At 57.8% G+C, this 11,024-nt stretch carries 8 protein-coding genes; 6 read left to right on the top strand and 2 right to left on the bottom strand.

Going from position 1 to position 11,024, the window contains the following annotated elements; all coding sequences use genetic code 11:
- Positions 1-346 precede the first annotated feature (346 nt).
- From JW953_10085 to JW953_10075, 3 genes are read left to right on the top strand one after another with little or no spacing between them, the layout of a single operon-like run.
- Positions 347-2,443, top strand: a complete 2,097-nt coding sequence (locus tag JW953_10085) for a PAS domain-containing protein (GenBank protein ID MBN1993041.1) — start codon at positions 347-349, stop codon at positions 2,441-2,443.
- Positions 2,440-3,186: a response regulator transcription factor gene (locus JW953_10080; protein ID MBN1993040.1), complete on the top strand. Its 747-nt coding sequence runs from the start codon at positions 2,440-2,442 to the stop codon at positions 3,184-3,186. Before JW953_10085 ends, JW953_10080 begins: the two co-directional genes overlap by 4 nt.
- 28 nt (positions 3,187-3,214) lie before the next feature.
- Entirely contained in the window at positions 3,215-3,685 is a 471-nt protein-coding gene (locus tag JW953_10075) for an ATPase P (GenBank protein ID MBN1993039.1), read from the top strand.
- Positions 3,686-3,740: 55 nt separating this feature from the next.
- Here the strand turns inward: JW953_10075 and JW953_10070 are convergent, their stop codons facing one another.
- Both JW953_10070 and argJ read right to left on the bottom strand, forming a co-directional pair.
- Positions 3,741-6,464 carry a protein kinase gene (locus JW953_10070; protein MBN1993038.1) on the bottom strand — a complete coding sequence of 908 codons (2,724 nt, stop codon included), beginning with the start codon at positions 6,462-6,464 and terminating at the stop codon, positions 3,741-3,743.
- 15 nt (positions 6,465-6,479) lie between these two features.
- Positions 6,480-7,709: a bifunctional glutamate N-acetyltransferase/amino-acid acetyltransferase ArgJ gene (argJ, locus tag JW953_10065; GenBank protein MBN1993037.1), complete on the bottom strand. Its 1,230-nt coding sequence runs from the start codon at positions 7,707-7,709 to the stop codon at positions 6,480-6,482.
- Between the two features lie 211 nt (positions 7,710-7,920).
- On the opposite strand from argJ, the gene JW953_10060 reads away from it, so the two are divergent.
- From JW953_10060 to smpB, 3 genes are read left to right on the top strand one after another with little or no spacing between them, the layout of a single operon-like run.
- Entirely contained in the window at positions 7,921-9,108 is a 1,188-nt protein-coding gene (locus JW953_10060) for a S41 family peptidase (protein MBN1993036.1), read from the top strand.
- A 12-nt stretch (positions 9,109-9,120) separates the two neighbouring features.
- Positions 9,121-10,389: a S41 family peptidase gene (locus tag JW953_10055; protein MBN1993035.1), complete on the top strand. Its 1,269-nt coding sequence runs from the start codon at positions 9,121-9,123 to the stop codon at positions 10,387-10,389.
- Positions 10,373-10,849 (top strand): SsrA-binding protein SmpB, encoded by a 477-nt coding sequence (gene smpB, locus JW953_10050; GenBank protein ID MBN1993034.1) that lies wholly within the window; start codon positions 10,373-10,375, stop codon positions 10,847-10,849. The genes JW953_10055 and smpB overlap by 17 nt, the downstream gene beginning before the upstream one ends.
- Positions 10,850-11,024: the final 175 nt, after the last annotated feature.

Raw genomic sequence — 11,024 nt, 5'->3', positions numbered from 1 at the left:
TAGCCCCAACGGGGCTTTCCTATCCCAGTTGCCCCCCTCTGGGGGGCTTCCTAATGCCTCCCGCTATGCGGGAGGTTGATTACTTTTGGGCAATTTCTCAATAGTGGCTTGTGTTTGGCAAAAATGAGGAGGCATTATTAATTCTACCACAATTGTGGCCCTTGATTGTCTCAACTTGACCATAAGACCGGCCAATTCAGACGCAAACAGGAGCATACCCGGAAATTTTAGGAATTTAAGGATTTTAGGATTTTTAGGGTTTTGGGGTTTAGAGGCCCGTCCAACCACCGCCCGAATCACCCTTTAACCTTGCTTTGTAACTGGATTCCGTTTACTATAATGGGTAATGAAACGTTTAGGTCTTGACCCTCGGAGCCTGCCGGTCCAAATAATCTTGAGCTTCATAGCGTTGGTGGTGTTGACCGCTGTGGCGGTTGGCCTGCCCGCGATCTGGCTGATTCGTTATCAACTCCAACGCCAGGCCTGGGCCCAGGTGGAGCAGGGCAGCCGGGCGGCGCAGGCGCTCTATACGGCCAGGGGAAATGAATTGATTAGCCTGGCTACGCTCACCGCCGAGCGGCCCACGCTGCAAAAATTGCTGGAACAACAAGCACAGGCGCAACTGTCGGCTTATTTGCAGACTCTACAGGCGGGCGCCGGCCTGGACCTGGTGCTTGTTTGTGATTCAGAAAAACAGGCCCTGGGGGGGGCTAGACTAGCCATAGCCAACGAATTATGCGCCGTTGATATACCGGCCGGCCTTTATATCCAACCAGATATTGTTCCTCAACCCTGGCTTTTTGCCGCTCACCCTCTTGAAATTGCTGCCTCGCAGGGCCAGGTAATTGTGGGTATTGTTTTGAACAACAACTTTGCCGCGCAAATGTACTACCAGACCGGCCTGGAACATACGCTGCTGGTGGATGGTCAACCGGCAGCCACCAGCCTGGCCGGCCCCCAATCGGCCCGGACAGCCCGGCCCAATACGCCCGCCGGGGACGGGCAAAGTTTTTTTACCGGGGCCGACAACCAACCCTATTACGCGCTTGGGTTTCCTCTTTCTCCGCTCTGGCCGGAACAGGTCGCCGGACAACCCGGTCTGACCGCCGAGGTGTCGCTGGCCGTAACCAGCATTGCCGCCACCCAACAAAGTTTGGTGTGGACGCTGATTGGCAGCATGGTGGTTGTGGCGGCGGTGGGGTCTTTATTGGGCGTATTTTTGGCCCGGCAGATTAGCCGCCCGTTGGCTCGTTTAACCCAGGCCGCTACCGCCCTCAGTCAAGATGATCTTGACCCGCCACTTTCGCTTGTGGAGACGGGCGTGCGTGAAGTAACCCTGGTGGCGCAAGCCCTGGAAAACGCCCGGATTGATTTGCAACGCACGCTCATGGAATTGCGTCGGGAAAAGGGGTGGACCGACCACCTGCTGGAGGCCATTGTCGAAGGGATTGTGGCCCTTGACCATGAAGGCCGGATTGCTTTTTTCAGTCCGGGCGCGGAGCGGATCACGGGCTGGCAGCGGGCCGAGGTTTTGCAGCAGCCGGTGAATGAATTTTTCCGGCCCGTGGATATGGCTAAACCCTTTAGCGATTTCATTCCCCCCCCGGGGCGGCGGCAAAAAGTTACTGTTGAATTAGCCAACCACCGGCAGGCTACCCTGGCCATTACCGGCGCCCAACTTACCCCGCCGGGCACCGACGATGCCTGGACGGCCCTGGTTTTCCGCGACGTCAGCGAAGCGGAGACGATTCACCGGATTATGGGCCATTTTTTGGCCAACGTAGCCCACGAATTTCGCACGCCGCTTTCGGCCCTGGCCGCTTCGGCGGAACTGCTGTTGGACCAGGCCCCCGACCTGACGCCGGATGAATTGCAGGAGTTGTTGATTTCGCTGCACCTGGGCATTTTGGGGTTGCAAACGTTGGTGGATAATCTGCTGGAAAGCGCCAGCATTGAAGCCGGACGCTTTCAGGTGCATCCCCGTTCGGCCAACCTGGGCCACATCATCGCCGAGGCCATTCGCTCCATGCAGCCCCTGCTCGACAAACACGGCCAGCGCCTGGTGCTGGAATTGCCGGTAGCCATCCCCGTGGTGCGGGCCGACTCGCGGCGAACCATCCAGGTGTTGGTCAATCTGTTATCTAACGCCAGCAAATACGGCCCCGACGAAGCCGAAATCACGGTGAGCGTTTTGGTGAATCAGGGCTGGGTGCGGGTGGCGGTGGCCGACCAGGGGCAGGGTGTTTTACCCCAGCACCGCCAGGATTTATTTCGCCGCTTTGTGCATCTTGGCTCTGAGCGCGACCAAAGCCAGTATGGGGCCGGGTTGGGCTTGTCGGTGGTCAAGGCCATTGTCGAGGCCCAGGGCGGTCAAGTAGGCGTTGAAGACCGGCCCGGCGGCGGCATGGTTTTTTGGTTCACTTTAAACGTGGAGGGGGAATGATGAAAGCATTAGTAGTGGATGACGACCGCGTGCTGGCCGATGTGGTGGCTTTTACCCTGAGACGCGAGGGCTTTACCGTAACGCGGGCTTACGATGGTGAAGCCGCCTTACAACGTTGGGTTGAAGAACAGCCCGATTTGATTATCCTGGACGTCAACCTGCCTAAACTCGATGGATTTACCATTTGCCAGCGTATCCGCCAGGAAGCCGACACCCCCATTTTGCTGCTCACCGTGCGCGACGAAGAGGACGACATTGTGCGTGGCCTGGAACTGGGCGCCGACGATTACATCACCAAACCCTTTAGTCCTCGCCAGCTTGTGGCCAGGGCGCAGGCCGTGCTCCGGCGCGCCGGTAGAAAAATCGCCCCGGCCATCCGGCAAGTGGGCCGGTTAACGCTTGATCCCAGCCGCCGGGAAATTCGTCTGGGGCCAGACGGGGAGACCATTTCCCTGACCCCCCTGGAAAGTCAACTCTTGGATTATCTCATGCTCAACGTGGGCCACGTGCTCACCATTGAAGCCATCATTGAACACGTTTGGGGCGCCGAAGGCGGCGACCGGGATATGCTGCGCCAACTGGTGCATCGCCTGCGCGGAAAAATCACCCAGGCTACCCCTGACTCGCCGCCAAAACATCCCGGTCCAATTCCAGACGAGTCTGGCCGGCAGATTCCCCGTATTGAAACCATCCCCGGCCTGGGCTATGGCCTTAGTTTAGACTCTGAGTCGCCATCTTCTTGACGGTTGCTCCGGGAAAAATTGGTGAAAAATGCTGGAAATCACTATCCCCGGCTACAAAAAATTACAACTGGCTCACCTGGTTTTGGATTACAATGGCACCCTGGCCCGAGATGGGCAACTGCTGCCGGGGGTCAAAGAACGTTTAAATACCCTGTCAACGCAACTGGAAATCCACGTGATCACGGCAGATACCTTTGGCAATGTCCAGGCCGCCCTGGCCGGTGTTGCGACTGAATGTTTCATCCTCCCTCCCGACAGCCAGGATGTGGGCAAGCTTAAATACATAGAAAAATTGGGGCCGGAGGTAACTGTGTGCGTCGGCAACGGGCGAAACGACCGTTTGATGTTAGCCGAGGCTGCATTGGGCATTGCCGTTTTGCAAGAAGAGGGCGCCGCCGGGCAGGCGCTAATGGCGGCCCAGGTAGTGGCCGCCGATATTTGCGCCGCGCTGGATTTACTGCTTCACCCGTTGCGATTGGCAGCCACCCTGCGTTCTTAGTTCAATAGGCCACCTTGTGCCAACTGACCGGCTCATGACATGCCGCGCGTTTTTTTCAGGGGGCAACCAGCACGTTCACCTGGCCGCGGGGGATGGTCGGGGGTATCTCCGGGCCGGGCGCAATGGCGGCGCTGATGGTGTAGGTCCCACCTGCTTCCGGCGCGGTCCATTTGTAGTTGGGCTGGCGCAGGTCAACCATTTCTTCGGCCATCAAACCTCCCCCTTCATTCTGCACGCGCCAAACCACCACCTGCCGGCCTTCAACCGGTGGAATGACCAGGTCAAAAAAGTTGCGCAGCACGTCCCAGGTGCGGGCGTCGTTGTGGGGGGCCACTTGCAGGGTGACGCCCCGTAAATTGTATTGGGTGACCAATTGTAGTTTGCGGGCCATACTGGCGGCGTTTTCCAGGTATACCGTGTGTTGTACCTGGTTGTCGTCCAGGTAGGCATACCAGTAGATACCGCTGGCGTTATCAAATTGCAGCCCGGTAAAGGCCGGCGGGCCGGCCAGGGTAAACTCCACGGCCTGGCCGGGCGCAACCGTGTTCGCCCCGCCCACAATGGTGGCAACGCCTAACGGCTGAAGGGCTTGTTGATAGTTGATGGCGCGGGTTGTCTCCTGCGCCTGTTCAGTGCTGCGGGTGGAGAGCAGCAGTTGCAGTTTATACCGGCTCACCTGGCCGACGGCCCAGGCCAGCATTGTTTCTACGTGGCCGCCCGGCGTGTACGCCCTGGGATCGAATGGGACAGGCATCCTGATGACATCGGCAATGCGGTCCAAGGCCGGCCAATCGTAAGCGCCGGCGTCCCAGGTATCGGCGGCCACCTGGGCCGGCAGTTCCACCCGCACCGAAAGCTGTTTGTCGTTAGGCAGGGCTGCCCGCAGTTGGGCCAGGAAATCGGTGTAATCTTGTTTCAAATCGGGGCTGATGCCGCGATAGTCAATATCTATGCCCTGGTACGCATTTTGCTGTACCAGGGTGAGGATGGCCTGGATGTGCCGGCCGCGGGCGTTGGGGTCAACTAACAGGTTATTCACCAAATCTGAACGCACAGCGCCATCATCTTGCCAGTTGCGCAAGGTGGGAATGACCACCAAATAGGTATTTCGCGCTTCCGGCGGCAATTGCAGATTGTTGATAATGCCGCCCTCGCCGCCCAGGGATAGGCCCTGGGGGTGGATTTCAACCACGGTTTCTTTGACGTTATCCGGGATAACGGTGTCCGGCCCCAGGTCAACAGATAGATTAGGCTGGAGGGGGTGGGTTTGCATCACCACCACTGCCGGGGGCAGGTAATCCAGGTCAGCCTCAAGTATCTCCTGGTTCAATATTTTGCGGTGCGACAGCCACTGCCAGGTTTCGCCGGTCCAGGTGTATAAATCCAGGGTGCTGTAGGGTTCGGATTCGTTGGGGATGGGCACGCGGATGACGGCCGTTTGGGCCGCGCCGCCGCCGTGTTCAATTTGGTAAAAGGGGCTTTTCATCACCAGGTAGGGCGGGATACTTTGGGCCGCGGCCCGCAAGCTGTCGCCGGCCTCTCCCTGCAAAAATGAACTGCGCGGTATGGCGGTCAATTTTACCCACAAGGCGCGGCCAATTCCGCCGGGCGGGAAAAAGAGCGTGGTCCCATCAGGGTCTTGCGCCGCGCCGCCGTCGCGGCCAATTTTGGTGTAGTCAAAATAAATCAGGCCATTGGGAATAAGCAACAGCCCGGCCAGCAAAATTACACACAACAACGCCGCTATCACCATCCCCCCGGCCACCACTGCCTTGGCCAGGTGATTTCGGGGGCGAGTCTTGTTATCCGCCGGGGCAGCCGGTATGGTCGGATGGGCCGCCGAAGCGGACCTGGCGGCCACGGCCGCGGCAGACGCAGACAGAGGAGTTTTGGCCGGCAAAGGCTGGGCATAGGGTTGCGCCGCTTGCGCCTGATTTACCTCGTCGCCGAGGGCAAGGTCAAACGCGGCCAGCATCGCCGGGATGTCGGGGAAACGGTCGGCAGGCGCTTTGGCCAGGGCTTTGAGGATGACCCGCTCCAGGGCCGGGGGCAGGTTGGGGTTGAAGTGGCGGGGCGGGACGGGGGTGGCGTGAATTTGCTGCCAACAAACTTTATCGCGCGCGCTCCTTTCTGTTTCCGGCGCTCCCTCGCCGGCAAAGGGCGGACGCCCGGCGACCATTTCATACAGAACAATCCCCAGGGCGTAAATATCGGCCCGGTCATCCACATTTTGGCCCCGGCATTGTTCGGGCGACAGATAGGCGGGCGTGCCCGCTTCGGCGCCGGCCAGAGCAGCGGCCCGGCCCAACCCAAAGTCGGCTACCCGCACCCCGCCATCGGGCCGGAGGCGGATACCGGCCGGGGTTATGGCCTGGTGGGCCAGGTTTTGTTGGTGGGCGTAATGCAGGGCCGCGCACGTCTGTTGAAAAATATTGTTCACTTCGGCCAGGGGTAAGGGGCCGTCGGCTTTAAGGAGGCGGCGACTCAGGGGCGCGTCCTCGGCGTGATCCGTTACCCAAAAGGCCAGGTCTTCGGTTTGTTGGAATTCATAAAAGCGGACGATATTTGGGTGCGCCAGGGCGGCCAGCTTTCCGGCCTCCTGGTCAAGATAACGCAGAAAGGTTTGATTTTGCGCCAGATCGGGGTGGATTATTTTGATGGTAACGGGGCGAGCGCGCCGGAGATCGTAAGCCTGGTAAGCCTCGGCGAGGCCGGTCAGGCCCAGGTAAGCATCCAGGCGATATTGTTGGTTCAGGGTTTGTCCGATCAAATTGGTCAATTCATTTCTCCAAACTCAGGTGTGATATTCGGCGTTGATCTCAATATATTTGTAAGATAAGTCGCAAGTCCACACGGTGGCTTTGGCTTGACCCACGCCCAGGTCGGCCACAAGTTGTATCTCGTCGTGGTGGGCTAACCACTTGCCGGCCGCGGCGGGGTCAAACGCCAGCGGCTCGCCGGAGGCCACCAATTGAAAGTGGCCCAATTGTAGGGCAGTGCGGGCGGGGTCAACGCTGGCCCCGCTGCGGCCAATGGCGGCCAGGGCGCGGCCCCAGTTGGGATCGTTGCCAAACAGGGCCGTTTTCATCAGGGGGGAGGTGGCAATTGTTTTGGCGGCGGTCTCGGCCTCGGCCTCGTTGGCCGCGCCGCGCACGGTAATTTCTACCAGTTTGGTGGCTCCCTCGCCGTCGCGGGCAATGGCTTTGGCCAGGCGCGTGCAAAGTTCGGTGAGAGCGCCCACAAACGTATTGAATTCAGCCGAGGGGCGGTTTGGGGCATAAGTGATGGGCGAGTGGTTGGCTGCGCCCGAAGCCAGAGTCACAACGGTGTCATTGGTGCTGGTATCGCCGTCTACCGTGACCCGGTTGAAGGTGCGGGCCGTTGCCTGTTTGAGGGCCGCCTTCAACGCCGGCGGCTCAATGACGGCATCGGTGACAATCACCCCCAGCAGCGTGCCCATATTCGGATGGATCATGCCACTGCCCTTGGCCATGCCCCCGATGTTGACCGTTTGCCCTTGAAGGGTGATTTGGGCAAAAGCTTCTTTGGACGCCAGGTCGGTGGTCATAATGGCCTGCGCTGCCGCATGTCCCTGCGCTCCGGCCGGGGTTAAAATGGCTTCGGCGGCAGCGCGAATTCCCTTTTCAATTTTAGCCATTGGCATTTGGTGGCCGATAATGCCGGTGCTCATCACCAAAACGCTATCGGGGGGCAGGCCGCAGGCTGTTTCGGTCAAGCGGGCCATGTGTTCGGCGTCGCGCAAACCCTGCCCGCCGGTAATGGCGTTGGCATTGCCCGCATTGATAATCACGGCCTGTAACGTTTGGGTACGTTGCAATAGGGCCATATCATACAAAACCGGCGCGGCTTTAAAAGCATTGCCGGTGAAAACGGCCGCCGCCGGGCCGGGGCGGTCGGCCAAAACCAGGGCCAGGTCGGGCTGGCCGGATTGTTTTAAGCCGCAGGTCACGCCGATAGCCCGGAAACCGGCCACGCGCGTAAGGGGCGATGTTGCTTCTGTCATTTTTTTAACACTCCATCCTCAAATTTTTTGTTAAATTCTTGGCTCGTGATATAGAACCTCACCGGCGCAAACTGCCCAAAGTTTAATCCACACGAAGGGGGAACGCAAGTATCGCGTTGCCGGAATTGGCCCTCTCAATTCAATGAGTGTTTGCTCCCCCTCTCTATCCATGCTACAATTTAAAGCCGTTAGCTTAAAATAGAGGCCGTTTATGCAAACCATCACCAAAATCATTACTACCTCCATTGTCGCGCTGGTTATTTTTGGCGCCGGCGCAGGCAGCGGCTACGTGCTGCGCGATTTTATAGTAAACGACCAGCCCACCGAGGCTGAAGCCGAAGATTTTTCGCTGTATTGGGAAGTATGGCATCACATTGAAAACCAATTTTACGGCGAAGTTCCAGAAGACCCCACCTCAACTTATGGGGCCATCAAAGGCGCGCTGGCCACCTTGAATGATCCCTACACCCTTTTTATTGAGCCGGAACCGGCGGCCAAAGAAAAGGCCCAGTTAGAGGGTCAATTTGGCGGAATTGGGGCGTACGTGCGCCAGGATGAACAAGGCCGGATCATCCTTGAGCCAATGCGCGACCAGGCGGCGGAACGGGCCGGGCTGCAAAACGGCGATATTCTTATTGCCGTAGATGGCACGGCCCTTACCCCGGAAATGACCATAGACAACGTGGTGTCCATGATCCGGGGTGAGGTGGGCACGGAAGTGGTGCTGACCGTTGAACGAGCCGGCGTTGACGGGCCAATTGACCTCACGATTGAACGGGCCATCGTTGAAACCCCCAGCGCGCACTGGCGCATTTTGGAAGAAGCCCCCACGCTTGGTTATATTCAACTGACCGCCTTTACCGAGCGCAGTAATCAGGAATTAAAGCAAGCTTTTGAGGAGTTGTCCACTCAAGGCGCCGAGGCCTACATTTTGGATTTACGAAACAACGGCGGGGGTCTGCTAGATGCAGCCGTGGATGTAGCCAGCCAATTTTTGCGCCAGGGGGTAGTGCTGCGCGAGGACCGTAAAAGTGAAGGCGAGCGCGTGTACGAGGTCCGTGGCGGCGGCAACGCCCTAGATCAACCCCTGGTGGTCTTGGTCAATGGCGGCACAGCCAGCGCCAGCGAGATTGTGGCCGGGGCGTTGCAAGATTATGAACGGGCTACCCTGATTGGTGAAAAAACCTTTGGCAAAGGCAGTGTCCAGTTGATTTATGAATTGTCCGACGACTCCCGCCTGCACGTGACCGTGGCCAAGTGGTTTACGCCCAACAACAACGTGATTGACGCCGCCGGCTTGGCGCCTGATATAGAGGTCCTGTTCACCGAAGAAGACCATCTTAACCAGCGCGACCCCCAACTGGCACGGGCGATTAGTTTTTTAACGGAAGGCGAATAAGGATAAGGTTTGATGAAACGATTAGGGAAACTTTTGTTACTGCTGGTGCTGGTGGGTTTGGTAACCGCCGGTTCCTTTGTGGCCGGAATGATTTTTTACGCCAACTTCTATGGATCGGGTTGGGTTGTCTCATCAGAAACAGCTCTGCCTTTGTCCGGGGGCAGTGGGCCGGGCCAGCCGGCAGAGATGAAGCCGGATAACATTCCCCCGGAGTTTGCCACCTTTTGGGAAGCTTGGTCTTTTTTGAACGAGCAATTTTATGGGGAAATTCCGCCGGATAACGAGCGCGTTTATGGGGCTATTCGGGGCATGGTCAATTCTTTTGGCGACCCGCATACCGGCTTTATTGACCCCATTCGGGCGGCCGTTTTTAGTGAAGACATCACCGGCAGCTTTGAAGGCATTGGCGCCACCATTCGGATGGATGAGTTTGGCCGCTTGATTGTGGCCGATCCCATGCCCGGTCGCCCGGCGTTTGAGGCCGGGCTTCGTCCCGACGATGTTATCATTGAAGTGGACGGCCAATCTCTTGAGGGGTTGAGCCTGTATGAAGCCGTGCTGCTCATTCGCGGCCCGGCCGGTTCAACCGTGGCGCTCACCATTTTCCGTGAGGGTGAACGCGAGCCTTTTGAAGTGCCCATTGTGCGGGCCACCATTGAAATAGAGGTGGTTGAGTGGGAGTTTATAGAGCCGTCTATTGGCTACGTGCGCCTGACCCAATTCAGCAAAGGCGCTTCCGGCAAAGTGGCCGAGGCCCTTGGATCCCTGTTTGACCAGGGCGCAACGGCCATTATCTTTGACGTGCGCAGCAATCCGGGCGGCCTGCTCTCGGAGGCCGTGGACGTTAGCGCCCTGTTTTTGGAAGAAGGCACGGTGGTGATTGAAAAGTTAAAGGGCGACGAGGAAAGAAAGTTTGATGCCAGAGGAGGCCGGCACGTAGCCGTTGAGTCGCCCCTGGTGGTGCTGATTAACGGCGGCAGCGCCAGCGCCAGCGAGATTGTGGCCGGCGCCATCCAGGATTACGGCCGGGGCACGCTCATTGGCGAGCAGACCTTTGGCAAAGGGTCCGTGCAGTTGCCACACACCCTATCTGATGGTTCTGAATTGCGGGTGACTGTGGCCGAGTGGTTGACCCCCTTCCGCCGGCAAATTCACGGCGAAGGCATAGCGCCTGATTTTGAAGTGGAAATGACCATTGAAGATATTGAGCAGGAACGCGACCCCCAATTAGACCGGGCCGTTGAATTTTTACGCAATGAAGTGATTGCCGAAAATGAGTGAACCCGTTAAAGTTATTGCAGCCAATCGCAAAGCGCGCCACGACTATCTCATCGAAGACACCTTTGAAGCGGGCCTGGTGTTAACCGGCAGCGAGATCAAGTCCATTCGCGCCGGGCAGGTCAATTTAAGAGATAGTTACGCCACCATCCGCGAAGGCGAGTTGTGGTTGATCAACACCCACATTGCGCCTTACAAGCAAGCCAGCCAGCAAAACCACGAACCCCGGCGTGACCGCAAATTGCTCATGCATCGCCGCGAGATCAACCGGTTGACCGGCAAGTTGCAGGAAAAGGGCCTGACCCTGGTGCCGCTGCAAATTTACCTGAAAAACAGCCGGGCCAAAGTGCAATTGGGACTGGCTCGCGGCAAAAAGCTGCACGATAAACGGCAGGCCATGCGTGATCGCACCGACCGCCGCCAGATGGACCGCGCCCTGGGCCGCCGTCAAAAAGGTTGGTAAATTAAATTTATACTGAGATTAGTTTGAAACCATTACTTTCAGTAGCAATGGCGGATATGTCATTTCGACCGAAGGGAGAAATCTCCTTGAAACCGTACCTTTAGAAGGAGATTTCTCGGCCTATGGCCTCGAAATGACATTCAGCTTGTCGCTTAACAAAAGTATTGGTTCCATT

It is taken from the genome of Anaerolineae bacterium, assembly GCA_016931895.1.
Classification (GTDB): domain Bacteria; phylum Chloroflexota; class Anaerolineae; order 4572-78; family J111; genus JAFGNV01.
The sequence above is the reverse complement of the archived record's forward strand: the minus strand, read 5'-3'. Positions and strand labels throughout refer to the sequence as shown.

What these genes read in the sequence shown, in the direction of transcription:
- JW953_10085 (MBN1993041.1), top strand. Translation starts at nt 347, where the DNA reads ATGAAACGTTTAGGTCTTGACCCTCGGAGCCTGCCGGTCCAAATAATC.
- JW953_10080 (MBN1993040.1), top strand. Translation starts at nt 2,440, where the DNA reads ATGATGAAAGCATTAGTAGTGGATGACGACCGCGTGCTGGCCGATGTG.
- JW953_10075 (MBN1993039.1), top strand. Translation starts at nt 3,215, where the DNA reads ATGCTGGAAATCACTATCCCCGGCTACAAAAAATTACAACTGGCTCAC.
- argJ (MBN1993037.1), bottom strand. Translation starts at nt 7,709, where the DNA reads ATGACAGAAGCAACATCGCCCCTTACGCGCGTGGCCGGTTTCCGGGCT.
- JW953_10060 (MBN1993036.1), top strand. Translation starts at nt 7,921, where the DNA reads ATGCAAACCATCACCAAAATCATTACTACCTCCATTGTCGCGCTGGTT.
- JW953_10055 (MBN1993035.1), top strand. Translation starts at nt 9,121, where the DNA reads ATGAAACGATTAGGGAAACTTTTGTTACTGCTGGTGCTGGTGGGTTTG.